Below are 22,872 nucleotides of genomic sequence, written 5' to 3'. Positions count from 1 at the left end.
AGCGGAACCACGTTCCGCATCACGGACCAGGAGACAGAGCATGAAGCTGGAAAAGGTCCCGGTGCCTCCCGCGACCCTGGGCGAGGGCCCGAGGTGGGACGCCGCCACGGCCACCCTGCTGTGGGTCGACATCCCCAAGGGCCGCGTGCACAGACTCGACCCGGCCGGCGACGAACAGGAGACGATCGACTTCGGCCGCCCCGTCGGCGTGGCCGTGCCCGACGCCGCCGGCGGCCTGATGGTCGCCCTCAGGGACGGCTTCGCCCGCCACGCCGACGGCCGCACCGAGCTGGTCGCCAGCCCGCCCGAGCCCCCGGGCAACCGCATGAACGACGGCGCCTGCGACCGGGCGGGCCGGTTCTTCGCCGGTACGAAGGCCGAGGACGACACCCCCGGCGCGGGCTCCCTCTACCGCCTCGGCCCGGCCCGTACGTGCGAGAAGGTCCTGGACGGCGTCACGATCTCGAACGGCATCGGCTGGAGCCCCGACGAGCGCCTGATGTACTACGTGGACACCGCGACCGACCGCGTCGACGTCTTCGACTACGACCCGGAGACCGGTGACCTCGACGGCCGCCGGGAGTTCACCGCCCTGCCCGGCCCGGACGGCCTCACCGTGGACGCCGAAGGCCACGTGTGGGTCGCGCTGTGGGGCGGCGGGGCGGTCGTACGGCTGCGGCCGGACGGGCGTACCGACCTGACCGTGGACGTGCCCGCGGCCAACGTCACGAGCTGCGCCTTCGGCGGCCCCGACCTCGACGTGCTCTACGTGACCACCGCCTGGGACGGCAGCGCCGGCGGGGAGTTGTGGCGCTGCCGCACACCCCACACCGGCCTGCCGGCGAACCCCTACAGGGGTCTCACCCCTTGACCGCCCCGGTCAGCGCCTGCACGAAGCGGCGCTGGCCGAACAGGAACACCGCCAGCACCGGCAGCGTGGTGAGCACCGTGCCCGCCATGATCGCGGGCCAGTCGGCCCGGTGCTGGCCCTGGAACGTGGTCAGCCCCGCCTGGACGGTGTAGTTCGCCTCGGAGTTGATCACCACCAGCGGCCAGAAGAGATCGTTCCAGGCCGTGATGAACGTGATCACGGCGAGCGCCGCCAGCGCCGGCTTGGCGACCGGCAACACCACCCGGAAGAACAGCGCGACCCGCGAGCACCCGTCGATCCGCGCCGCCTCCTCCAGCTCCTTCGGGAAGGACTGGAAGAAGGAGGTCATCAGGTAGATGCCGACCGAGGAGCTGAGCTGCGGGATGATCAGCGCCCCCAGCGTGTCCACGAGCCCGGCCTGGCTGAACATCAGGAACGTCGGGATCACGGTGAGCTGGAACGGGATCAGCGCGGTCGCGATGATCAGGACCAGCGTCAGCCGCGAGCCGATGAACCTGATCCGGGCGAAGGCGTACCCGGCCATGCTGCAGAGCACGACCTGGGCCGCCACGATCGCGCCCGACACCAGCACGCTGTTGAGGAACCAGCGGGGGAAGTCCGAACGTTCCATGACCGTGCGGTAACCGCCGAGATCGATGCCGTCGGGCAGGATCGGCGGCGGGAACCGGTTCAGCTCGGCCTGCGTCATGACCGAGCTGAGCACCAGCCACACGAACGGCAGCAGCGTCACCAGCGACATCGGCGCGAGCACCAGATGCCACTTGCTGGGCAGGCGTCCTCTCATCGCACGGCCCCTCTCCGCCGCGCGACCACCAGGCCCACGACGATCAGCAGCAGCGTCCCGGCGAACAGCGTGTACGCCACGGCCGCGCCGTACCCGGCGGCGGAGTAGCGGAAGGCGAGCTGCCACACGTAGTAGACGATGGTCACGGTCGCGCTGGCCGGGCCGCCCTGGGTCGTGGTCATGACCAGGTCGAAGAACTGCAGCGCGTCGATCACGCCCCACACCGCGAGGAAGAGCGTGATCGGCCGTACGGACGGGACGATGATGTGCCGGAACGTGGCCCACCGTCCCGCCCCGTCGATGGAGGCCGCCTCCAGCACTGCCTTGTCGATCTCCTGGATGGCCGCCAGATAGATCACCACGGCGAAGCCGAACCTGGTCCAGAAGAAGATCAGCGTGAGCACGTACATGGCCTGGGACGGGCTGCTCAGGAACCCCTGCATCGGCAGGCCGAGCTGTACGAGCACACCGTTCATCAGGCCGAAGTCGCGGTCGAAGATGTAGCCCATGAGCAGGCCGGCCGAGGTGGCCGAGGCCACGTACGGCACCAGGAAGGCGGTCCGGTAGAAGCCGATCCCGCGCACCTTCCTGTTCAGCAGCACCGCCACGACCAGGCCGAAGACCAGCGAGGCCGGGATGTAGAGCACCAGCAGCAGCCCGGTGTTGCGCACCGCCTGGAAGAACACCTGGTCCTGGAAGAGCGCCCGGTAGTTGTCCAGGCCGACGTTCTCGGGCGTCTTCATCAGGTCGGAGTCGGTGAACGACAGCGCCAGCGCCCACGCCATCGGCACCAGCGCGAACCCGAGGATGATCAGCGTCGCCGGGCCGGCGAACGACCAGCCGGCGACGTGGTCGCCGAGCCTGCGCCGTTCCTTGGCGTGCCGGGCGGCCGGCGCGCTGACCGTGGCGCTGCTCATGATCCCGGTACCGCCAGCACCGCGTCGGACTTGGCGGCGGCCTCGTCCAGGGCGGTCTTGGTGTCGGTCCTGCCGAGCAGCGCCTCCGCGATGGCCTCGGCGACGAAGGAGGACACGCGGGGGTACTTGGTGGTCGGCGGCCGGACGCGCTTGGCGTTGGCCAGGTTCTCGGAGATCACCTCGATACCCGGATATTTCTGGAGATAGTCCTGGTAGCCGGGCAGCTTGGTGATCGACTCCCGAACGGGCAGGGAGCCCGTGTCGCTCATCCACACGAGCTGCTGCTGCGCGGCCGTCAGCCAGGTCAGGAACGTGGTCGCCGCCTTCACCCGGCGTTCGTCGTGCTCGAACACCACCCAGTTGTCCGGGCCGGAGACGGTCTCGTGGTTGCCATTGGTGCCGGGCAGCCGGACGACGCCGTAGTCGACCTTGGCCGCCTGGAGGTCGGGCAGCACCCAGGGGCCCGACAGGAACATGGCGAGCCGTCCGGACTCGAACAGCTTCTGTCCCTTCTCGGCCGGGCTGGAGTCGAGGTAGACCGACTTGTCGTCCACGGCCATGTCCCTGATCAGACCGAGCGCCTGCTGACCGGCCGCCGAGTTGAACGTGGACTTCTTGTGGTCGGGGGTGAGGATGTCGCCGCCCGACTGCCACAGCAGCGGCCACAGGCCCCAGACGGCCTCCTCGCCGCCGCTGATCGCCCAGGTGGTGCCGAAGACGCCGCTCTGCGCGTCCGTGGTCTTCTTGGCGATCTCGCGGAAGTCGTCCCAGGTCCAGTCGGGGCCGGGGGCCTTGACCCCCGCCTTGGCCAGCAGCCTCTTGTTGTAGAGCACCACCATGTTGTCCACCACGGCGGGGAAGCCGATGACCTTGCCCTGGACGGTGACCGCCTCGCGCTCGTTGGCCCAGAAGTCGGTCCAACCGACGGCCGGGTCCTTGACGTATGAGGTGAGGTCGGCGGTCTTGGGGTTCCTGGCCACGTTGGGCGCCCAGGAGCCGTACAGGTAGGCGATGTCGGGGTAGGCGTCCGAGGTGAGCGCGGCGGTGATCTTGGGTAGCATGCCGTCGGCGGTCGCGCCACCGGACTCGGTGCTGACCCTGATGTCGGGGTGGCTCTGGTTGAACCGGGAGACCAGTTTCTCGATCGACTTGGCAGAGGTGTCCTCCTGGCCGTGCCAGATGGTGATCTCGACCGGGCCGGTCGCCTGTTCCTGGCTTCCGCCGCCGCAGCTCGCCACGGCCAGGGCCAGGGCGACGACGGCGACCGTCGTACCGGGCCTCATCGGCCGGTCTCGCGGATGTTGTGAATGACTCGTGCCATGGGGTTCCCTCCACAGAGCACGGCGGGCGTGGCGGCCCGCTGCGTGCGGCGAGTATAGTCACGCATCCACGATGCAGACTAGAGTTCCACTAGACGGAATGAAGGTGAACGTGCGAACCAGGACGCTCTTAGCCCGGCTGGCAGTGGTCGCGGCACTGAGCTGCGCGCCGCTCGCGGCACTCGTCGCGCCCGCGACGGCGCAGGCGGGACCGTGGAAGCCGCCGCTGCAGAGCCGCTGGCAGTACCAGCTCCAAGGCAACGCCAAATATGCCGCGACCGGCGGCGTGAACGTCGACATCTGCGTGGCGCCCCAGTCGGGCGGCGCGTGCGTGCGACCGAGCGTGTTCGACATCGACCTGTACGCCGACGGCGACGTGGTGGGCAACAACACCACGCTCAACACCGCCGCCGTGAAGGCCGTCCACGCCCGTGGCGCGAAGGCGATCTGCTACGTCGACGCCGGCTCGATCGAGGAGTACCGGCCCGACTACCAGCAGTTCGTCGACTGGCACAAGAGCCACGGCAACTCCCTGCTCGGCAAGCCGTTCAGCAAGGAGTTCCCGAACGAGCGCTGGGCCAACATCAACAACGACCAGGGCCAGCGGGACTTCCTGCTGAGGATGATGGCGGCCCGGGTCGACAAGTGCGCCCAGGCGGGCTTCGACGGGGTCGAGTTCGACGTCGTCAACGCCCACGAGGAGGGCAAGACGGTCACCGGCTGGACCGTCAGCCCCGCCACCCAGCTCGTCTACAACCGGGCGCTGGCCGACCTGGCCCACCGCAAGGGCCTGTCCGCGGCGCTCAAGAACGACCTCAGCCAGGCGGGCGAGCTGGTCTCCAGCTTCGACTACGCCGTCAACGAGGAGTGCTTCCAGTTCGACGAGTGCGGCGAGCTGAGCGTGTTCGTCAAGGCGGGCAAGCCGGTGTTCCAGGTCGAGTACGAGACGGCGCCGGCGACGTTCTGCCCCAAGGCGGCCAAGCTCGGCATCAACGCGATCAAGAAGGCCGTGGACTACTCGCTGAAGGACATGCCGTACAAGCCGTGCAAGTAAGGGGGCGGCGGGGCCGCCCCCTGCCCGTCACGGGCTGAGGAGGGCCTTGACGGGGGTGTCGTGGCCGTTCATCAGGGTCGTGAACACCTCCGCGCCGTCGGCGAGCGGGAACGTCCGCACCCAGCTCAGGTCCCACTCGCCGACGGTCTCCACGGCCGTGGCGAAGTCGGCGTCGGTGTAGGCGAACGAGCCGAGCACCCGCTGCTCGCCGCGGACCAGGGCCGTCGCGTCGAACCCGGCCGTGGGGTCGGCCAGGCCCAGCCAGACCGCCGTGCCGCCGGGGCGCAGCAGGGCGAGCGAGCGCTCGTGGGTGACCGCGGCGCCGACCGCGTCGAAGATCACGTCGTACTCGCCGGTCAGCGCCGCGCCCGCCGACCGCGCGCCGAGGCGGCGGGCGATCTCCACGCGGCGCTCGGAGCGGTCGGCCACCTCCACCGAGGCGGCCCCGCCCGACAGGGCGACCAGCAGGCAGGACAGGCCGATCGCGCCGGCGCCGTACACGCCCACCCGGGTCCCGGCGGGCGCCCCGGCCAGCGACCAGGCGTGGACGGCGTTGGCCGCCGGCTCGACGATCCCGGCCGCCGTCCAGCCGAGGCCCTGGGGCAGCTCGACCAGCGTGCTCTCGGGCACGGCCACCCGCTCCGCGAACCCGCCGGGCCGGTGCACGCCGACGATCCGCCGCTCGCGGCACACGTTGCGCAGGCCGAGCCGGCACACGTCGCACGAGCCGCACGACAGGATCGGGTTGACCACCACCGCCCGCCCGTCGGACGTGAGTCCGGCGAACTCGTGCCCCATGACCAGCGGCGGCACCCGGAACCCGGGCGTCCTGACGCCGTGCAGCTCGCTGCCGCAGATGCCGGAGGCGGCCACGTGGACCAGCACCTCGTCCGCCCCGACGGCGGGCTCGAGCAGGTCCCGCAGCTCGACCGCGGCAGGACCGGTGAACACCAGCGCCCTCATCGCACGACCACCGGGGAGGCCGCCGGACGGACGCCCTGGGCGTACCGTCCTTCCTCGCGTTCCGCGGCCGCGCGGCCGCTCTCCCCGACCCGTACGGTGCCGAGCCTCATACACACCCCTACTTTCCTTGATACGGAATGCTGTTCCGATGACTTGACGGCACGCCTGTAGGCGCTGTCGTCGTCGGCCAGTCAATCAGTTCCGTGTAGCGGAACGCTAGTGCGTGATGCGGAATAGTGCTATTTTCTGATGAACTTCGAGAGGGGCGAACCACGTATGTACCCCGAGATCGACACTCCCGCGCTGGTCATCGACCTCGACGTGGTCAGGGGCAACGTCACGGAGATGGCCAAGACCGCCGCACGGCACGGCGTCCGGCTGCGCCCGCACATCAAGACCCACAAGATGCCCGAGCTGGCGTTGGCCCAGCTCGAAGCCGGGGCGACGGGTATCACCTGCGCCAAGCTCGGCGAGGCCGAGATCATGGCCGACGCCGGGATCGACGACATCCTGCTCGCGTTCCCCGTCTGGGGCGAGGCCAAGCTGCGCCGCCTGGCCGCCCTGCGCGAGCGCGCCCGGGTACGGGTCAGCCTCGACTCCCCCGAAGTGGCGGCCGGTCTCGCCCGCCGGCCGGGGCCGCCGATCGAGCTGCTGGTCGAGGTGGACACCGGCCAGCACCGGCTGGGCCGCCCGCCCGGCCGTCCCACGGCCGACCTGGTGGCCGAGATCGCCGCGATCCCCGGCGTGGACGTCATCGGGCTGCTCACCCTGGCCGGGCACGCCTACCACTCCCGCACCCCGGAGGAACTGGCCGAGACCTCCCGCCGCGAGGGCGAGGACCTGGTGGCCACCGCCGAGCTGTGCGCGGCCGACGGCATCGAGCTGCGCGAGATCAGCGTCGGCTCCACCCCCACCGCCCGGCACGTCGCCGGCGTGGCCGGGGTGACCGAGATCCGGCCCGGCACCTACATCTTCAACGACGCCTCGATGATGCGCCTCGGCGTGGCCACCGAGCAGACCGTGGCGGCCCGCGTACTGGCCACCGTGATCGCCAGGCCGACGCCGGAACGGGTCGTGTTCGACGCGGGCACCAAGTGCCTCACCTCCGACGGCAGCGGCATGCCCGACTGGATCAGGGTGGCCGGGCGGCCGTACGTGCACATGGTGTTCCTCAACGAGGAGCACGCCGTCGCCCGCCTCGACCCCGAACACACCGGGGAACTGCCCGTCGGCACGCGCGTGCAGCTCATCCCGAGTCACGCCTGCTCGGTCGTGAACCTCTTCGACGTCGCGCACGGCGTCGAGAACGGGCGGGTCACCACTGGTCTGCGCGTCGCGGCCCGCGGCGCGGTGCGTTGAGGAAGGACGGAGTCATGCGGGGACTGGCCGGGAAGCGGGTGCTGATCAGCGGGGGCAGCAGCGGCATCGGAGCCGCCACCGCCCGCAGGTTCCTGGAGGAGGGCGCGCGGGTGGTGCTCACCGGGCTCGCCGGCCACGAGGTCGACCGCGCCGTCGCCGAGCTCGCGCCGCTCGGCGAGGTGGGCGGCCTGGCCGGCGACGTCAGCTCGGAGGACGACGTCGCCCGGCTGGTGGCGGGCGCGATCGAGACCCTGGGCGGCGTCGACGTGCTGATCAACAACGCCGGCACCGCCTGGCGCGAGCCGTTCCTGGAGATCACGCCCGGCCACTGGGACCGGATCGTCTCGGTGAACCTGCGCGGCATGTTCCTGATGGCCCAGGCCGTGGCCCGCCACCTGGTGGAACGGGGGACGGGCGGCGTGATACTCAACATGTCCTCGACCAACGGCCTCGGCGGCGAGGCCGACTACGCCCACTACAACGCCTCCAAGGGCGGCGTGCTGCTGCTGACCAAGACCATGGCCGTCGAGCTCGGCAAGCACGGCATCCGGGTCAACGCCCTGTGCCCCGGCTACATCCAGACCCCCCTGAACGCGTCGATCTCGTCCGGGCTCGCCGACGACTTCGTCTCCTCCTACGAACGCGAGCACATCCCGCTGGGCCGCGCCGGGCTCGCCGAGGAGGTCGCCGCCGGGTACGCCTTCCTCGCCTCCGACGACGCCGCGTTCATCCACGGCACCGAGCTGGTGATCGACGGCGGGCAGCTAGCGATCATGTGAGTCGCCGGACCGCGGCACCTTCATGGCGATGATCAGGCCGTGCCCGGAGTCGCCGCCCGTACGCAGGTGGGACAGCTCGACGGTGAGCGGCGTCGGCCGTCCGCGCTCGTTGACGGCGTCGAGCGCGACCATCCTGGACCCGGCCCGCCCGGCCAGCGTGTCGCGGACGAGCGGGACGATCGCCTCCACCGGCAGCCCGGTGCCGAGCGAGGCGAGCGGACGGCCCACCGCCTCGCCGGCCCGCACCCCCCACAACTCCTCGGCCATCGCCCCCCAGATGACCACCCGCATGTCCGCGTCGAGCACCACCACGGCGTCGCCCAGGCCGCGGACCAGCGAGTCGGCGAACCTGCTGGCCTCGTCGAGCTCCGTCGTACGAGCGGTGAGCGCGTCGTTGGCGTGCCGCAGCTCGTCGTTGGCCGAGCGCAGCTCCTCGTTCGCGCTCTCCAGCTCCTCGTTGGCCGACCGGAGCCGGTGGATGATCGTCGGCCAGCGGGCGGGGCGCGTGCTGTGGGGCCGTTCGAGGCGGGGGTCGCGGGCCCGGCGGAAGTGCGGCAGGTGCCGGCCGAGCGGCCTGGGCGGCCCGGCCTGCTCGTAGATCTCGATGCCGGTCCCGGCCAGGGCGTCGGGCATCGTGGTGAAGACGGGGATCGCGGTGCCGCCGTGCTCGGCCATGAGCGCGACGAGACGGCGGAGCGCGGGCTGGGCCTCGGCCACGGCCAGGTGGCCGCCCTTCACCTGCATGGCGCGGTGGGTGATCGCGAGCTGTTCGAGGCCGTTGAGGTCGCAGAACCAGAGGTCTCCCGCGGCCACGATCACGTGTTTTACCCGCGAGCGCGGCAGGGGGTCGAGGAAGGCGGCCAGGATGGGACTGGTCGTCGAGTCGAGTTCGCCCGCCAGGGCGATCACCAGAGTGGTGTCGCCGACGGGGACGAGCCGTACGGATAGCTGCATCACCGGATCCGCTCCTTCCCTGAACTCTGCGTGATCGGAGATCGGCGCGCCGCAGGGGCGGGCTTGCTCCATCCTCCTCCTCGGCCGGGAAAAGAGCCAGGCGCTCACTGTGCGTGAGCGAGGGCCCAGGACGCGCCTTGGGTGAGGGGGTTGGGCAGGGTCGTCCAGCTGTCGCCGGGTGGGGCGCCGGCCAGTCGCGCGAGCAGGTGCGCCTTCACCCGGATCCGCTCGCCGAACAGGGCGTCGCGGTCGGCGCGCACGTCCGCGGTGTCGGGGAGCGCGTCGAAGGCCCGCCGCGCCGCCGCCGCCACGACGGCCCACAGACGTGACTCAAAGGTACGGTCCCCCTGACCCAGAAGGGAGACGAGACTGCCGAACGTGGTCCCGACGAGCGAGCCGAAGAGCTTGGCGTGCAGGACCTCCGGGTCGTCGCTGAGCAGCCGGGCGCTGACCGGCGGCGTCCCGAACCCGTTGCGGGCCAGCCGGGCCGGGCTGATCCGGACGTCGGCCAGGTCGCGGTAGACCAGCTCGACGGGCGCGCCCCGCCGGTCGAGCACGACCAGCAGGTTCTGGCCGTGGGCCTCCAGCGCGACCCCGAGTGCCAGCAGGCCGAGCGCCGCCGCCATCGCCACGTCGGCGAAGGCCGCCAGCCACTCGCGCGCCGCCTCGTGCCGGGCCGTCCCGATCAGCCCGGCGAGGGGGAACGCGGTCCCGTCCCCGGCCGGCGGGACGGCGAGGGCCGCGACGGGGAGCACGGTGCGGCCGGGCCGGCGCGGGGTCGGCTCGCGCAGCATGACGGACAGGTCCGCGGTGTGCTCGCCGTGGCTGGTGGCCGCGGCCCCCGACAGGTAGCGGGCGATGCGCGGCCGGCCGCCCAGCCGGGCCGACAGGGTGGTGAGCAGGTCCGACAGGGGGACGCAGTCGCGTACCGAGCCGGGTGAGATGTCCCTGACGCCGGAGGTCATCCGGGCGGTGAAGGCCGTCTTGAGGTGCGGGCCGCCGTCCAGGGGGGCGAGGGTCCGTACGGACATCAGCGGGTGGCACGGCAGCACCCCGGTCGCGTACGGGCGCACGCCCAGCTCCGGCAGCACGTGACGGGTCTGCCAGGGGTGCACGGGCAGCAGCAGCCGGTCGCCGTCCATGAGCGAGCCCGGCCACGGCCCCGTGACCAGGCATTCGGCGGCGGGCACCGACACCAGGTCGAGCGCGACGACGGGCCGGTGCTCCGGCATGTACGCCAGCTGCTCGGCCACCGACACCCCGGGCCGGTTGCGGCAGCCCGGATGGTAGGGATGGCCGTCGACCACGCTCTGCTCGTGGTGTTCGGGGCCCGGCTCGCGGACGGGGGAGGCCGCGCCCGCGCGGGACAGCGCCATGGAGGCGACGCTGTTGTCCAGGTCGTCGACCAGCCCTTCCGAGCCGGGCAGGCCGAGCGCGGCCAGCAGCCCGGCCGGATCGGCGTACGCGACGCCGTCCAGCCGCAACACCGGCTCGCCGGTCAGGTCGTACGGCAGCCGGGCCGGCCGGGTCAGGTCGCGGCCGTCCGCGAGCCGTACGCGGACGTCGCCGCCCGTGGCGACGCGCTCGCCGAGGCCGGGCAGGGGCTCGCAGAGCAGGCCGCGCCACAACCGGCCCATGACGGCGGCCCGTGCGCCGGGAAGGGCCGCGGCGTACCCGGGTGAGAGATCTGGGCGCACGGCGGCCAGCTCCGCCGCGAACTCCACCGAATGCCGCATGACCCCCGCCGTATCCAGGAACATCCCCGGTGACAACCCTGTGGACACTGATCAGTACAAAAGGGTAGGACAGGTCGCCATGGCATATATCGACGACCTCCTCCCGCCGACCGGCGCGGAGCACGAGGTACGGGACCGGCAGGCCGCGGAGCAGGCCGAAGCCCTCTCGGTGACGGCCCTGCTCAACTGCCTGCTCCGCGAGGTCGCCCGTCCCGTCGCGACCCCGTCCGGGGCCGAGGCGGAAGGCGGCCTGTGGGAGCTGCCCGCGACCGGGCACGTGCTGCGCGTCGGACCCGGACGCTACCCCGGCCCGCCCTCCCTCCAAACCTCCGGCGGCCCGAACCCGCTGTCGCTGGCCGACCTGGTGGCGCTGACCGAGGCCGAGCTGCTGGCGGGCACCGGCCACGCCAACCCGTCCCTGGCCGGGGAGATCGCCGGCAGCCGGGACGTCATGGCCACGCTGCTGACGGCCCGGCGGACCGCCACCCCACCCGCCGACCCGTACCTGCGCTCGGAGCAGGCGCTGGTCGCCGGCCACCGCTACCACCCCGCGCCCAAGGCCCGCGGCGGGTCGGGCCCGGAGTCCTGGCTGGCCTACTCGCCGGAGGTCCACGCGAGCTTCGCGCTGCCGCTGCTCGGGGTGCCCGTCGAGGCGCTGGTCCAGCAGGGCGACGCGGGCGCGCTCGACCGGCTCGGGCCGCCCGCCCCCGACGGCCTGGTGCTGCTGCCCGCCCACCCGTGGCAGGTGGAGCTGCTGGGCGGTCTCAAGGAGCTGCGCCACCTCGGCGTCACGACGGCGACGGCCGTGCCGACCGCCTCGATCCGCACGGTGTACCTGCCGGAGGCGGACCTGTTCTGCAAGTTCAGCCTGGACGTGCGCATCACGAACGACATCCGCCGCCTGTGGCTGCACGACCTGCGCTGGCTCGGCCTGATCGACGACCTGCTGCGGGTGGCGTTCGACGACCTGCCGGAACACCGGCCGCGGCCCGCCGTGCTCAGCGACCGCGGCTACCGCAGCGTGGAGCTGGGGGCGGACGGCGGCGAGGCGCTGGCGGTGATCGTCCGCGACGGGCTGGGCGGGCACCTGCGTCCGGGGCTGACGGCGCTGCTGGCCGCGGGGGTCAGCGAGGGCTTCCCCGGCAATCCGCTGGACGGCCTCGACGCCGACGGCGCGCTCGTGTGGTGGCGGCACTACCTCGACCACGTCGTGCCGCCGGTCCTGCACGCCTACTTCCGCCACGGCGTGGTGCTCGAATGCCACCTGCAGAACGTGCTCATCGGCGTGGACGAGCGGGGTGTGCCCGGCCAGGCGATCTTCCGCGACCACGAGGGGGTCAAGCTGACCGCGGACCACCACAGCCTGCCCGGCGCCCGCACGCCCGTCGTGAGCGCCGCCTACGGCTGGGAACGGCTGCTGTACTGCCTGGTCGTCAACAACCTCGTCGAGATCGCCGGCGCGGTGGCCGAACGGCATCCGGAGCTGCGGGCCGAGTTGTGGGCCGCTGCCAGGGCGGTGTTCGCCGGGTGCGCGGGGGAGCTCGGCGAGCCCGAGGAGCTGCGCGCGCTGCTCGCGGACCCGTACGTGCCGGCCAAGGCCAACCTGCTGCTGCGCTGGCTGGAGGCGGACGGCGCGGACATGCGGTGCGTGCCGGCGCCCAGTCCGTTGCGACTCTTTACGCCATAAGCTATCCTCGCCGGACAAACAGTTTACGGTGTATCGAATTCGAGGAGATGCGATGACCAAGGCGACGCTGCACGACGGAAGCACCATCGAGGTGGAGGTCCACGGCTCGGGGCCGGTCGTGCTCATGCCCGTCAACCCGACGCCGGTCGAGGGCGAGCAGGCCGAGGCGATGCGGCAGTGGGGCGCCGACCCCGCGCTCGGCCGTTCGCTCATCGACGGCCTCTCCGACGCCTTCCGCGTCGTGGCCTTCGACTACGAGGGCCACGTGCTGGCCAACCCCAAGCCGGACACGCTGACCCCCGACAACGTGTCCGCCGACATCCTGGCGGTGGCCGACGCGGTGGGGGCCGACCGGTTCGCCTACTACGGCTACTCCTGGCTGGCGCTCAGCGGGCTTCAGCTCGCCCTGCGCACCGACCGGCTCTCGGCGCTGGTCATGGGTGGTTTCCCGCCGCTCAACGGCCCGTACGCGGCGATGTTGCGGGTCACCGAGGCGACGTACGAGATGGCCGTCGCGCCGAAGACCGCCACGCCGCCCGCCACGGGGACGGGCGAGCCGGGGGACTGGTCGTCGACCGAGGTGACGCTGGGCGAGGGGCAGGCCCGCCAGTTCCTCAGCCTCTACCAGGCGCTGCGCGGCTTCGACGACAGCCAGGTGCGACTGTCCTGCCCCCGCCTGTGCTTCGCCGGCTCGCAGGACGAGATCGTGTACGACGAGCGCTGGGGCGGCACCCACGTGAGCATCGCGGGCCCGCTGCTGCGCGACCGGGCGGCCATCGAGGCGCTCGGGTGGGACGTCGAGGTGCTCGACGGGCTCGACCACACCGGGGCCATGCAGTCGGCGAACGCGCTGCCGATCCTGCGGCCCTGGCTGGAGAAGACGCTGTTTCTCCCGGCCTGACCTGGGCAGTTGCCCGGCAGTCCGGGGAACGGGGGGAACATGGCGAAGGGGAACGGCCGCGGCGGCGTTCAGCCGGTCGATGAGCCCATCGGGAAACTGGAGCTGGTGCACGCCTTCGAATCCGGTCCGATGCCGACGGGCGTCACGGTCTCGCGTACGGGCCGGATCTTCGTCAACTTCCCCAGGTGGGGTGACGACGTTCCGGCGACCGTGGTCGAGCTGGTGGACGGGAAAGTCGTGCCCTACCCCGACCAGGTGTGGAACGACGAGGCCGACGAGCCGTCGAAGTGGCTGGTCTCGGTGCAGAGCGTGGTCGTCGATCCCATGGACCGGCTGTGGATCCTGGACACCGGCAGCCCGATGTTCCGGCCCACCAGGAAGGGCGGTCCGAAGCTCGTCTGCGTGGACCTGGAGACCGACACCGTGGTCAAGGTCATCCTGTTCGACCGCGGCGCCGCCCTGGAGACCTCCTACCTCAACGACGTACGGTTCGACCTGCGCAAAGGGGTCGCCTACCTCACCGACTCCGCCGACAAGGGCCCCAACGCGATCGTCGTGGTCGACCTGGCCAGCGGGCAGGCTTGGCGGCGGCTGCACGACCACCCCAGCACCAAGGCGGAACGTCCGCCCGACTTCCTGCCGGTCGCCGAGGGCCGCCCGTTCCTGGAACGGCCGGCGGACGGCCCGCCGCGGCCGGTCCTGATGGGCTCGGACGGCATCGCGCTGCCGGCCGGCGGCGAGCGGCTCTGGTACTGCCCCCTGCTGTCCCGCCGCTGGTACAGCGTCTCCACCGACGCGCTGGTGGACCGTACGCTGGACGACGCCGACGTGGCGGCGACCGTCAGGGACGAGGGCGACAAGGGCGGCGCGGCCGACGGCCTGGAGGCCGACGACGCCGGGCGCATCTACCTGACCGACTGGGAGCACAACGCCGTCCTGCGCCGCCTGCCCGACGGCACGATCGACACCCTGGTCCACGACGCCCGCCTGCTGTGGCCCGACACGCTGTCGGTGTCCGACGGCCACCTGTACGTGACCGCCAACCAGCTGCACCGGCAGGCCAGGTTCCAGGAGGGACGGGACCTGCGGCGGCACCCGTACGCGCTGTTCCGGGTGGCGATCGACGCCGGTCCGGTCCGGCTGGTCTGACGGCGCTCCCGGCGGCCCCGGCGACGCGGGCGGGGCTGGGTCGTGGTTTGCCGTCTCCGCCGACGCGGTATGCCCGCTACGTAGAGGTACCGGTCGGCTACCAAGTGCCGCCATCGCTAAACCTCTGCAATGGCCACTTGGGGGGCTAAAGGCCGATGAATGCCGCTAAATACGACAGGTTGCTCGACGGCGTGACCGTCCTGGGGGCGCCATGTCGCTGAACGCACGCATCGGCAGGATCGAGAGCCTGCTCGAACGGGCCGAACCGCCCGCCGTCGAGCTGGCCCAGGCCCTGCTCGACCTCTACGGCGAGGGCCTGACGCGGATCATGGCCGCGGCCGACGACGACCTGGCGGCGCGACTGGCCGACGACGACGTGGTCGCCCACCTGCTGCTGCTGCACGACCTCCACCCGATCGACGTACGCACCCGGGTGGAGGACGAGCTGCGCGGCACCGGCGCCGAGGTGGTCTCGGTCGATGGCGACCTCGTCCGCGTACGGCTCGACGACGACGGCGGTCGCTGCTCGGCCGACGCGGCACGGCGGGCCGTGCGCGACGCGGCGCCGGAGGTCGAACGGATCGAGATCGTCCAGCCGCTGCCCAAGGTGGGGACCGGCAGATGGACCACGTGAGGCGCATCGCCCGCGCCGTGCTCTACGAGGGCTACCTGCTGTGGCCCAACCGCCGCTCGCCGGTGCCCGACCGCCGGCGCTGGACGTTCGGCGGGGTGCACCCCGAGTCCTACGGCCGGGCGCACGAGGGCAACCCGTGGCTGACCCAGACCCAGTGCCTGCTGGAGGCGCACGGCGACGACGTCGTCGACGTACATGTCCGCTTCCTCCACCTGGTGACCTGCGAGGTGGCCGTGCGGCGCGAGGGCGAGCTGGTCCCCGTGCCCGAGCTGACCGTCGGCGGCACCCGCCACCTGCCCCGGGAGGAGGCCAAGGAACGCGAGGTGGCCGAGACCGGCCTGCGGCTGACCGACCTGCTGTCCGGCCCGGTCCGGATGGAGATCGACGTGCCGCCGGGCCAGCGGGCCGAATGGCTCGACGGCGAGGGTGTGCTGCTGCGCGGCTGGGAGGCGCTCAGCGGCCTGGCCGAGGTGTTCGCCGAGCGCCTGTGCGAGGGGCTGTTCAGGCTCACCGTACGGGTGGCGAACACGAGCCCCTGGCAGGGCGACTCGCGCGCGGAGGCCATGAAGCACACCCTGGTCTCCGCGCACACGGTCGTCAGCTCGCCGGGCGGCCGGTTCGTCTCGCTGATGGAGCCGCCCGACGGGCTGCGCACGCTCGCCGCGGGCTGCCACAACGTCGGCACCTGGCCCGTCCTGGTGGGGGAGGAGGGCGACCGGCACACGATGTTGTCCGCGCCGGTCATCCTGTACGACCATCCCAGGATCGCGCCGGAGAGCGGCACGTTCGACGCCACGGAGATCGACCGGCTCCTCACGCTCAGCGTGCTCTCGCCCACCCCCGAAGAGCTCATGCGCCTGCACGGCACCATGCGGGAGACGTGACATGGAAACCTGGTCCCAGACGGAACGGCTCGGCCCCGCCGAGGTGATCGTCGACGGCGTGCGGCTGTCCCCGGGCAGCCGGGTGCGCCTGCGGCCCAAGAGCCGCGCCGACATCCTCGACCTCGCGCTCAACGGCCGCCTGGCCGTGATCGAGAGCGTCGAGCGGGACGACGTCGGCGGCTTCCACGTCGGCGTCACGCTCGCCGCCGACCCGCTGCGCGACCTGGGCGAGTCCAGGCTGCCGTGCCACCGGTTCTTCTACTCGGCGGAGGAGCTCCAGCCCGTCGGGGGAGGCTGCCGGCCGCGTGTCCTGGTGGCCGGCATCGGGAACGTCTTCCTCGGCGACGACGGCTTCGGCGTCGAGGTCGTCCATCGCCTGGCCGACGACGACCTGCCCGCCGACGTGATCGACTTCGGCAGCCGCGGCCTCGACCTGGCCTACGCGCTCCAGCGCGACTACGAGGCCGCGATCCTCCTGGACGCCGCGCCGCGCGGCGAGCCGCCGGGCACGCTCACCCTGCTCGAACCGGACATGCCCGACCCCGGCGGCGTCCCGGCCGAGAGCCACGGCCTCGACCCGGTCAAGGTGCTGCGCATGGCGCGGGAGCTCGGCCGGGCGCCCGCCCGGGTGCTCGTCCTGTGTTGCGAGCCGGCCAGGCTGGTCACCGACGACGTGCTGCCGGAGCTGAGCGAGCCCGTACGCGGGGCGGTCGAGGAGGCCGTGCGGATGGTGCGCTCCCTCGTCATGGACGTGCTGGCGGAACGGGCCTGATCCCGTCCAGGTCGCCGGGCACCGAGCGTATGCGGCCGATGATCGCGGTCGTCGAGCGGTCGGGCAGGTAGCCGAGCACCAGCACCTCGCCGCCGAGCGAGCGCACCAGCGGCGCCTCGGCCGGCATCTCGGCGGTGTAGTCGCCGCCCTTGACGTAGATCTCCGGGCGGATCAGCCTGATCAGGCGCTGCGCCTCGCCGAGCAGGTCCATCACCTCGGCGTAGTTGGGCAGCACCGCGGCCGGCGCGCACTCGCCCCAGGGCGCGACCGCGTGCGCGTCCACCACGAGCAGCGGCAGCCCGGCCAGCGCCCGGAACGTCCTCGACCGCCTCCAGGCGCATCACGGGCACCGGCGCCTCCTGGGCCAGCCGTTCGGCCGAGCCGCGCAACCAGGAGTCGAGCATGACGTCGCCGACGACGACCGCGCTGACCGTCTTCTCGTCTCGGGTCCCCATAGAGGGCGAATAACTGCAAAAGCCCTGATCAAACACGTAGTGGCTTTAATGGGTTCATCCGTATTCGATGTTATGGGCCGTCCCTATCGGGTAGCCCGGCCGCTATGCACGGCCTTTCGGACCTCGACGCGCTGATGGCGACCACCGGCGCGGCCGGGAGCGCGATCGGCGACCACCCGGTGCCCGCCGGGACCTGCGCCGAGCTGCGGGAACCGGCGTTCGACCTGGCGGTGCGGAGCCACAGCGGCGGGCGCTTCTCCAGCCGGTTCCTACGGCGGCCCGCCACCTGGTCGCGGCCGTCTCGGTGGACAACGTGACAGAGCAGGTCGAAGAGCTATCGAAGGGGTACGGAAATGGCTGATCAGGTCGTGCTGGACGAGCTGCAACAGGCCCTGGACGAGGCGTTCCAGGGACGGGACCGGGTCGCGATGCGCGAGGTGTACGCGCGGGTCTCCGCGCACCTGCGCATCCCGGCCGACATGCTGGCCCATCTCAACGAGGTGCCCGAGGGCAGGTACACCAGGGAGGAGATGGCCGAGGCGATCAACGGCGTCATCAGGCGGCGGGGCGAGCAGGACAGCCTCGGCCTCCTGCGGATCCCCCGGCAGCGGCCCGTCGAAGTGACCCCCGCCGCCGAGCGGGCCGTCGAGGACGACACGCCGCTCGAATACCTCAACCCGACGGGGACCCGGCCCGACGACGACGACCAGACCCCGCGATTCCGCGAACCGGGCGCGTAGCGGGGGCCGTCACCCGCTAATTAGACCGTTCGTTCTTGAATGTGGTAGCTTCGCCGCGTGGGACGGAGCAAGGAATTCGATCCGGAGGTCGCCCTGGACCGGGCGCTCGACCTGTTCTGGGAGCGCGGTTACGAGGCGACCTCGATGGCCGACCTGGTGGAGCGTCTGGGGCTGGCGCGGGCCAGCATCTACGGCACCTTCGGCGGCAAGCGGGAGCTCTACATCAAGGCGCTGGAGCGTTACCTGGCCCGGCGCAACGTGGTCGAGCCGCTGGCCCAGCCGGGGCCCGCGGTGCCGGCCGTACGCGCCTTCCTCGACGAGCTCGTGGCCGAGATCCTGGCCGACGAGCTGCGGCGCGGCTGCATGGTCGTCAACACGGCCGTGGAGTTCGCCTCGCGGGACGCCGAGCTGTCGCGCCGGGTGACGGCGAGCTGGGCCGAGCTGGAGACCGCGCTCGCCGCCGCCCTGGTCCGCGCCCGCGCCCAAGGGGAGATCCCCGCGTCGAAGGACCCGTACGCGCTGGCCAGGTTCCTGCTCGTGCTGCTCCAGGGGTTGCGCGTGCTCGGGCGCGCCGATCCCGAGCCGCGCCGGCTGCGTGACGCGGTCGAGCAGGCCATGATTGCCGTGCAAATTTGAGACCGATCGTTCTAGGAGTTTGTGGTGTTTGAAGGAAAAGTGGCAATCGTCACCGGGGGCGGCGGGGTCGTGGGGCGGGCCGCCGCGCTGGCGTACGCGCGTGCCGGGGCGTCCGTGCTGGTCGCCGGGCGTGACACCGGAAGGCTCGGCGAGGTCGTCAAGGAGATCGAGGCGGAGGGCGGGCGGGCCGCCGGGTTCGCCGTGGACGTCACCGACTCGGCCTCCGTCGCCGCCATGGTCGAGGCCGCCGTCACCCGGTACGGCGGGCTCGACGTCGCACTGAACGCCGCCGGTGTCTTCGGCATGCTGGCCCCGGTGGCCGACTACGACGAGGACACCTGGGACACCGTGCTCGCGGTGAACCTCAAGGGCGTGTTCCTGTCGATGAAGCACGAGATCGCGTACATGCGCGAGCACGGCGGCGGCACGATCGTCAACGTGGCCAGCAACCTCGGCGCTCACTGGCGCCTGTCCGGGGCCGCCGCCTACGCCGCCTCGAAGGCCGCGGTGAGCCACCTGACCCGTACCGCCGCCCGCGACCACATCGCCGACGGCGTGCGCGTCAACGCCGTCAGCCCCGGGCCCATCGACTCGCCCATGTCCATGCGCCCCGGCGAGACGCCCGCCGAACGCGACGACCGCATGAGGGACGCCCTGCCGATCGGCCGCGTCGCCACCCCGGAGGAGATCGCCGCGGCGGCGTTGTGGTTGTCCTCGCCGGCGTCGAGCTTCGTCGTCGGCCAGGACCATGTGATCGACGGCGGCGCCACGGCCTGACCTCAGCCGACGGCGGCCGGCGTGCGCGTCTCCTTCATGGCCACCCACCACCACGGCGACCACCAGCAGCGCGGTGACCTTGGTGTCGACCAGCAGGAAGAACGGCACGGCCCAGACCACGAGGAGCACCGAGCCGGCCAGGTAGAACGGCTTGCGGCCGATCCGGTCGGACCAGATCGCGCTGGCCACGATCCCGGCCAGCCAGGTCAGGCTGCCGATGATCACGACGACGAGCATGACGTTCCGACTGATCTTCAGCACCTGCGTGCCGTAGGACAGGAGGTAGGCGAGGAACACGTAGCCGATCGGGGTGTTGGCGACGAAGCTGGCCGAGGCGAGCAGCAGCGCGCGCGGCCGCTCGCGGAAGACGTCGAGTACGGGCCGCCGGCTGCGGGCCTGCTCGGCGGCCAGCTCCCGGAACACCGGCGTCTCGGCCACCCGTAGCCGGATGAACAGCCCGACCCCGACCAGCACGATGCTGAGCAGGAACGGCAGCCGCCAGCCCCAGCTCGCGAACTGCGCGTCCGACAGCCCGGCCGTCACCGCGACGTAGACCAGTTGCGCCAGGATCAGCCCGGCGGGCACGCCGATCTGGGAGTACAGCCCGTAGCGGCCACGCCGTCCGGGCGGGGCGTGCTCGACGGCGAGCAGGGCCGCGCCGCCCCACTCGCCGCCGGCGCTCAGGCCCTGCAACAACCGCAGGGCCAGCAGAAGGATCGGGGCCAGGACCCCGATCCGGTCATAGGTCGGGGGCGGCCGGAATACGCCAGAAAGGGGCCGTTGGCTGCTGTAGTCGCAGCTCAGCGGGTTCGGCGGTAGGCGCGACCATCCCCTGCAAGGTGGGGTTGGTCCAGGGTCAGCGGGTTCGGCGACGTTGGGCGGGGTCGGCTTCGGCGGTGAGGCGGGCGGAGGTCTCTTCGCCGAGGCGTACGTAGCGGCCGAGGCTGGCCAGGTGCTGGTGGCGGCTCTTGGCCTGCAGTTCGGGCGCTGTTCGGCCGGCTTGGGCGAGATGCTGGAGCGCCGAATGGCGGAGCTGGTGCAAGGTCCACCCTTGTCGGTGCGGGTCGAGCTTTGCGGAGGCGCTCTTGAACAGGTACTCGGCGCGCGGATAGGACAGTCGGCCTCGCCCGGTGACGGGGCAGATGTCGGCGGCTGCGGGCGCGCGTCGGCCGGAGGTGGGGGCGCGCCGGTCGGCCAGGAACACCGGCCCGGTGGTGCGGCCGGCCAGCAGGCGGGGCAGGATCCGGGCCGTGGGGGTGGCCCAGTGCACGTACTCGATGGCGCCGCCCTTGGAGACGACGCGGGCGCGGCGGAACTCCAGGTCGAGGTCTTCGACGTTGAGGGTGAGGATTTCCTCGGCGCGGGCGGCCGTGTCGTACAGCAGCCTCCAGAGGACTTTTTCCCGCAGGGCGTGCGCAGGGTCGGTGAACAGCCTCTCCAGTCGGGTGCGCGGGATGGAGCGGTCGCCTCGGTGTGCCGTCTTTCGGCGTTCCAGCCGCCGGGCTGGGTTGGTGGCCAGCAGCTCCTGGCGCTGAGCCCAGGTGGTGAACGAGGTCAGCGCGGATAGGTGCCGGTTCCAGGTCGCGGCTGCTGCGGCGCTCCATTGGTCCATCGCCGAGGCGTAGTGCTCAGACTGCAGGGCGGCGACCGGATGGTGCGGGCCGGTGGCCGCGGTCAGCCGGGTGAGGGTCTCGGCGTAGCCGGCGCGGGTGGTGGCCGCAGCGAGGGATTCGAGGAAACGCTCGACTGCGGTCGTGACCGTCACGTCGGCGGTCGCAGGGTCGGGCTGGCTGGGGAACGCCACGATGGACACGGAGCCGCCTCCCGAAAGGCGATGTGACACATAATGTAGCCGAGTCGACTGCGCGGCGGCGGGCGCCGAGCTGGGCGGAGGTGATCCGTCGGCAGCCGGTGTGACAGATAATGCACATTCTGTGTCACATGTATCACTCCGCTGTTCCTCCTGCAGGGGATCCCGTGCGCCGGGGGTCGGCGGCACAGAAGGCCCTCGTTGGTAGGGAAGGGTGGGGGAACGACGCAGATCAGACGCGGTTGCCGAGCACGGCGGCCAAGCGCTCGCCGAACCGAACCTCCGCCTCCTTCCGCTCGCGCGGACTCAGCCGGGCGTCCACGCCGACCGCGCCATCCACCTGCAGCGCCGTGCTGAGGGCCTTCTCCGCAGCCCACAGGCGCGCCCTCAAGTGCGGCCCGGCCACCGGAGTGTCGGCCAGAGCACGCAGGTCAGCGGCGACCGCACGAGTGCCGTCGACGTCCCACTGGTAACCGCTGGCGCCCTGCTGCACGACCTCCTGGAGGATGTCGGCGGCCAGGCGCAGCAGCTCAGGCTCCGGACACTCCTCGGCGCGCGCGGCATCGTCCACCTCGTCCTGCACCTGCCGGGTGACCTCCTGGCGGTGGTCGTGCACCAGAACCCAGTCCGCGCGCGTCATGGTGTCGTCGCCGGCGGCGCCTGCCAGCAGCGCGCGGGCGTGCGCCCAGCGGCGGGCCAGCCGGGCGTGCATCGGCTCGACCTGGTCGGCCAGGAGCGACGGGGTCTCATCCAGGACCTCCAACAGCTCGACGGCCTCATCCTCGACGAAGCCCATCAGGTCGATGTCCAGGCTGGTGGTCCACTTGCTCGTGTCGATGGGCCAGTCCTTGCGGCCGGTCTGCCACAGGTCCAGCACGCGACCCGCGCGGTGGTGGGTCGGCTCGGTGTATGGGCTGCCCGTGGTCACGTCCTGGGTCAGGCGCACCAGCGCGTGCCGCCACCAGTCCCGCTCGGCGATCTGCGGGCTGTGCTCGCCGTACTCGACGGCGTGCTCGCCGAGCTGGTCGACGTCGTCGGCCGGGGCGAGCTGCGCCGTGGCGGTGGCAGAGCGGCGGCCGCGCATCACCAGGGCGTGCCGGGCGGCCTCGGCCAGGCTCTCCAGCTCTTCGACGGTCAGGCCGCCGCCGGCGGGCGGGCGGGCAAACAGCAGGCGGGTCAGCAGCACCATGCGGTGGGCGCCGGCCTCGACCGGGTAGACGACGACCCGCGGGCACGGGACCGTGGCGTACTTCCAGACCCCGGACAGGGCCAGGGCGATGGCTGCCCGGTCCTGGCGTGTGGGGATGGCGTACTGGTCACGGCCCTCTGCCGCGAAGTCGAGGGCCACCGTCACCAGCACCCACACGGCAGCAGCCGGATCCCGGTCGTGGTCGAGGGCGCGGCGGGCGGCGTTGTACGCCTCGCCGGTGACGGCCTGGCGGGCTCTGACGGCCTTCTTACTTTTCTGGACTACCGGTGCGACCTCTTCGCCGTCGGCCTCGCCGACAGCGGTTCGGCCCTCGTCAAGGCGGCGAAGGGCTTGGGTGTAGGAGATTCCCTCGGCGGCGGCGAGAGCGCGGGCTTGTTCGCGGCGGGCGGCACTGCTGTTCCTGGGCATGGTGTCGTCCTGTTCCGGCAGGGCTCCCACGCTGCCTTGCCTTCGCGGATGC

Annotated in this window: 23 protein-coding genes and 1 pseudogene; 14 read left to right on the top strand and 10 right to left on the bottom strand. The window is 72.0% G+C overall.

Annotated elements, in window-relative coordinates:
* Positions 1-40: 40 nt before the first annotated feature.
* Complete coding sequence (locus DMB42_RS34475; RefSeq protein WP_125641465.1) at positions 41-871, top strand: SMP-30/gluconolactonase/LRE family protein; 831 nt, start codon at positions 41-43, stop codon at positions 869-871.
* Here the strand turns inward: DMB42_RS34475 and DMB42_RS34470 are convergent.
* The 3 genes from DMB42_RS34470 to DMB42_RS34460 are packed head-to-tail and all read right to left on the bottom strand — an operon-like array spanning position 861 to position 3,876.
* Entirely contained in the window at positions 861-1,676 is an 816-nt protein-coding gene (locus DMB42_RS34470) for a carbohydrate ABC transporter permease (protein ID WP_125641462.1), read from the bottom strand. The two genes, DMB42_RS34475 and DMB42_RS34470, sit on opposite strands and share 11 nt — an antisense overlap.
* On the bottom strand, positions 1,673-2,593 hold the full coding sequence (locus DMB42_RS34465; protein ID WP_125641460.1) for a carbohydrate ABC transporter permease: 921 nt from the start codon (positions 2,591-2,593) through the stop codon (positions 1,673-1,675). Before DMB42_RS34465 ends, DMB42_RS34470 begins: the two co-directional genes overlap by 4 nt.
* The gene (locus DMB42_RS34460) at positions 2,590-3,876 is read right to left on the bottom strand and encodes an ABC transporter substrate-binding protein (protein ID WP_125641457.1); all 1,287 of its coding nucleotides are present in this window, start codon (positions 3,874-3,876) and stop codon (positions 2,590-2,592) included. Before DMB42_RS34460 ends, DMB42_RS34465 begins: the two co-directional genes overlap by 4 nt.
* A gap of 142 nt (positions 3,877-4,018) precedes the next feature.
* Between DMB42_RS34460 and DMB42_RS34455 the strand changes: the two genes are divergently transcribed.
* A complete protein-coding gene (locus tag DMB42_RS34455) occupies positions 4,019-4,966 on the top strand; it encodes an endo alpha-1,4 polygalactosaminidase (RefSeq protein WP_185845004.1) in 948 nt (315 codons plus the stop codon).
* A gap of 27 nt (positions 4,967-4,993) precedes the next feature.
* Here DMB42_RS34455 and DMB42_RS34450 read toward each other — a convergent pair whose 3' ends face one another.
* Positions 4,994-5,929 (bottom strand): zinc-binding dehydrogenase, encoded by a 936-nt coding sequence (locus DMB42_RS34450; RefSeq protein WP_125641451.1) that lies wholly within the window; start codon positions 5,927-5,929, stop codon positions 4,994-4,996.
* A 249-nt stretch (positions 5,930-6,178) separates the two neighbouring features.
* Between DMB42_RS34450 and DMB42_RS34445 the strand changes: the two genes are divergently transcribed.
* Positions 6,179-7,288 (top strand): alanine racemase, encoded by a 1,110-nt coding sequence (locus DMB42_RS34445; protein ID WP_125641448.1) that lies wholly within the window; start codon positions 6,179-6,181, stop codon positions 7,286-7,288.
* Positions 7,289-7,302: 14 nt separating this feature from the next.
* Positions 7,303-8,067 carry an SDR family NAD(P)-dependent oxidoreductase gene (locus tag DMB42_RS34440; protein WP_125641445.1) on the top strand — a complete coding sequence of 255 codons (765 nt, stop codon included), beginning with the start codon at positions 7,303-7,305 and terminating at the stop codon, positions 8,065-8,067.
* Here the strand turns inward: DMB42_RS34440 and DMB42_RS34435 are convergent.
* Positions 8,053-9,021, bottom strand: a complete 969-nt coding sequence (locus DMB42_RS34435; RefSeq protein ID WP_260478140.1) for an STAS domain-containing protein — start codon at positions 9,019-9,021, stop codon at positions 8,053-8,055. The two genes, DMB42_RS34440 and DMB42_RS34435, sit on opposite strands and share 15 nt — an antisense overlap.
* 104 nt (positions 9,022-9,125) lie before the next feature.
* Positions 9,126-10,757 (bottom strand): IucA/IucC family protein, encoded by a 1,632-nt coding sequence (locus DMB42_RS34430; protein WP_260478125.1) that lies wholly within the window; start codon positions 10,755-10,757, stop codon positions 9,126-9,128.
* Positions 10,758-10,836: 79 nt separating this feature from the next.
* Between DMB42_RS34430 and DMB42_RS34425 the strand changes: the two genes are divergently transcribed.
* The 6 genes from DMB42_RS34425 (at position 10,837) to DMB42_RS34400 (ending at position 16,784) form a co-directional block, all read left to right on the top strand.
* Positions 10,837-12,444 (top strand): IucA/IucC family siderophore biosynthesis protein, encoded by a 1,608-nt coding sequence (locus DMB42_RS34425; protein ID WP_125641436.1) that lies wholly within the window; start codon positions 10,837-10,839, stop codon positions 12,442-12,444.
* A 52-nt stretch (positions 12,445-12,496) separates the two neighbouring features.
* Positions 12,497-13,345, top strand: a complete 849-nt coding sequence (locus tag DMB42_RS34420; protein ID WP_125641433.1) for an alpha/beta fold hydrolase — start codon at positions 12,497-12,499, stop codon at positions 13,343-13,345.
* A 39-nt stretch (positions 13,346-13,384) separates the two neighbouring features.
* Entirely contained in the window at positions 13,385-14,494 is a 1,110-nt protein-coding gene (locus DMB42_RS34415) for an L-dopachrome tautomerase-related protein (RefSeq protein ID WP_125641430.1), read from the top strand.
* Between the two features lie 211 nt (positions 14,495-14,705).
* Positions 14,706-15,128: a NifU family protein gene (locus tag DMB42_RS34410; protein WP_125641427.1), complete on the top strand. Its 423-nt coding sequence runs from the start codon at positions 14,706-14,708 to the stop codon at positions 15,126-15,128.
* Positions 15,116-16,012 carry a hypothetical protein gene (locus DMB42_RS34405; RefSeq protein ID WP_125641424.1) on the top strand — a complete coding sequence of 299 codons (897 nt, stop codon included), beginning with the start codon at positions 15,116-15,118 and terminating at the stop codon, positions 16,010-16,012. Before DMB42_RS34410 ends, DMB42_RS34405 begins: the two co-directional genes overlap by 13 nt.
* 1 nt (position 16,013) lies before the next feature.
* Complete coding sequence (locus DMB42_RS34400; protein WP_221762487.1) at positions 16,014-16,784, top strand: hydrogenase maturation protease; 771 nt, start codon at positions 16,014-16,016, stop codon at positions 16,782-16,784.
* Here the strand turns inward: DMB42_RS34400 and DMB42_RS34395 are convergent.
* A complete protein-coding gene (locus DMB42_RS34395) occupies positions 16,756-17,067 on the bottom strand; it encodes a hypothetical protein (RefSeq protein WP_221762486.1) in 312 nt (103 codons plus the stop codon). The two genes, DMB42_RS34400 and DMB42_RS34395, sit on opposite strands and share 29 nt — an antisense overlap.
* Before the next feature lie 276 nt (positions 17,068-17,343).
* Here DMB42_RS34395 and DMB42_RS34390 point away from each other — a divergent pair, with 276 nt between their 5' ends.
* Genes DMB42_RS34390 through DMB42_RS34375 form a run of 4 tightly spaced genes read left to right on the top strand, consistent with a single transcriptional unit; the run spans position 17,344 to position 19,392 of the window.
* The gene (locus tag DMB42_RS34390) at positions 17,344-17,556 is read left to right on the top strand and encodes a hypothetical protein (protein ID WP_125641421.1); all 213 of its coding nucleotides are present in this window, start codon (positions 17,344-17,346) and stop codon (positions 17,554-17,556) included.
* Positions 17,557-17,592: 36 nt separating this feature from the next.
* A complete protein-coding gene (locus DMB42_RS34385) occupies positions 17,593-17,979 on the top strand; it encodes a hypothetical protein (RefSeq protein ID WP_125641418.1) in 387 nt (128 codons plus the stop codon).
* A gap of 57 nt (positions 17,980-18,036) precedes the next feature.
* Complete coding sequence (locus tag DMB42_RS34380; protein ID WP_125641415.1) at positions 18,037-18,615, top strand: TetR/AcrR family transcriptional regulator; 579 nt, start codon at positions 18,037-18,039, stop codon at positions 18,613-18,615.
* A gap of 39 nt (positions 18,616-18,654) precedes the next feature.
* Positions 18,655-19,392: an SDR family NAD(P)-dependent oxidoreductase gene (locus DMB42_RS34375; protein ID WP_229824717.1), complete on the top strand. Its 738-nt coding sequence runs from the start codon at positions 18,655-18,657 to the stop codon at positions 19,390-19,392.
* A gap of 102 nt (positions 19,393-19,494) precedes the next feature.
* Here DMB42_RS34375 and DMB42_RS56450 read toward each other — a convergent pair.
* From DMB42_RS56450 to DMB42_RS34360, 3 genes and pseudogenes are all read right to left on the bottom strand, one after another.
* Positions 19,495-20,085: pseudogene (locus DMB42_RS56450) on the bottom strand (MFS transporter); the annotation flags it as partial.
* A gap of 163 nt (positions 20,086-20,248) precedes the next feature.
* Positions 20,249-21,205, bottom strand: coding sequence for a site-specific integrase (locus DMB42_RS34365; protein ID WP_125641409.1), 957 nt, complete (start codon positions 21,203-21,205; stop codon positions 20,249-20,251).
* 229 nt (positions 21,206-21,434) lie between these two features.
* Complete coding sequence (locus DMB42_RS34360) at positions 21,435-22,820, bottom strand: hypothetical protein (RefSeq protein WP_185845002.1); 1,386 nt, start codon at positions 22,818-22,820, stop codon at positions 21,435-21,437.
* Between the last annotated feature and the right edge of the window lie 52 nt (positions 22,821-22,872).

Source organism: Nonomuraea sp. WAC 01424 (assembly GCF_003947315.1).
GTDB classification, from domain to species: domain Bacteria; phylum Actinomycetota; class Actinomycetes; order Streptosporangiales; family Streptosporangiaceae; genus Nonomuraea; species Nonomuraea spiralis.
This window is presented reverse-complemented; position numbering and strand designations above follow the sequence as displayed.

Coding starts and splice junctions, on each gene's coding strand:
- DMB42_RS34475 (WP_125641465.1), top strand. CDS start 41: ATGAAGCTGGAAAAGGTCCCGGTGCCTCCCGCGACCCTGGGCGAGGGC.
- DMB42_RS34435 (WP_260478140.1), bottom strand. CDS start 9,021: ATGCAGCTATCCGTACGGCTCGTCCCCGTCGGCGACACCACTCTGGTG.
- DMB42_RS34405 (WP_125641424.1), top strand. CDS start 15,116: ATGGACCACGTGAGGCGCATCGCCCGCGCCGTGCTCTACGAGGGCTAC.
- DMB42_RS34420 (WP_125641433.1), top strand. CDS start 12,497: ATGACCAAGGCGACGCTGCACGACGGAAGCACCATCGAGGTGGAGGTC.
- DMB42_RS34440 (WP_125641445.1), top strand. CDS start 7,303: ATGCGGGGACTGGCCGGGAAGCGGGTGCTGATCAGCGGGGGCAGCAGC.
- DMB42_RS34450 (WP_125641451.1), bottom strand. CDS start 5,929: ATGAGGGCGCTGGTGTTCACCGGTCCTGCCGCGGTCGAGCTGCGGGAC.
- DMB42_RS34460 (WP_125641457.1), bottom strand. CDS start 3,876: ATGAGGCCCGGTACGACGGTCGCCGTCGTCGCCCTGGCCCTGGCCGTG.
- DMB42_RS34390 (WP_125641421.1), top strand. CDS start 17,344: ATGCACGGCCTTTCGGACCTCGACGCGCTGATGGCGACCACCGGCGCG.
- DMB42_RS34415 (WP_125641430.1), top strand. CDS start 13,385: ATGGCGAAGGGGAACGGCCGCGGCGGCGTTCAGCCGGTCGATGAGCCC.
- DMB42_RS34430 (WP_260478125.1), bottom strand. CDS start 10,757: ATGCGGCATTCGGTGGAGTTCGCGGCGGAGCTGGCCGCCGTGCGCCCA.
- DMB42_RS34410 (WP_125641427.1), top strand. CDS start 14,706: ATGTCGCTGAACGCACGCATCGGCAGGATCGAGAGCCTGCTCGAACGG.
- DMB42_RS34445 (WP_125641448.1), top strand. CDS start 6,179: ATGAACTTCGAGAGGGGCGAACCACGTATGTACCCCGAGATCGACACT.
- DMB42_RS34425 (WP_125641436.1), top strand. CDS start 10,837: ATGGCATATATCGACGACCTCCTCCCGCCGACCGGCGCGGAGCACGAG.
- DMB42_RS34360 (WP_185845002.1), bottom strand. CDS start 22,820: ATGCCCAGGAACAGCAGTGCCGCCCGCCGCGAACAAGCCCGCGCTCTC.
- DMB42_RS34470 (WP_125641462.1), bottom strand. CDS start 1,676: ATGAGAGGACGCCTGCCCAGCAAGTGGCATCTGGTGCTCGCGCCGATG.
- DMB42_RS34385 (WP_125641418.1), top strand. CDS start 17,593: ATGGCTGATCAGGTCGTGCTGGACGAGCTGCAACAGGCCCTGGACGAG.
- DMB42_RS34400 (WP_221762487.1), top strand. CDS start 16,014: ATGGAAACCTGGTCCCAGACGGAACGGCTCGGCCCCGCCGAGGTGATC.
- DMB42_RS34465 (WP_125641460.1), bottom strand. CDS start 2,593: ATGAGCAGCGCCACGGTCAGCGCGCCGGCCGCCCGGCACGCCAAGGAA.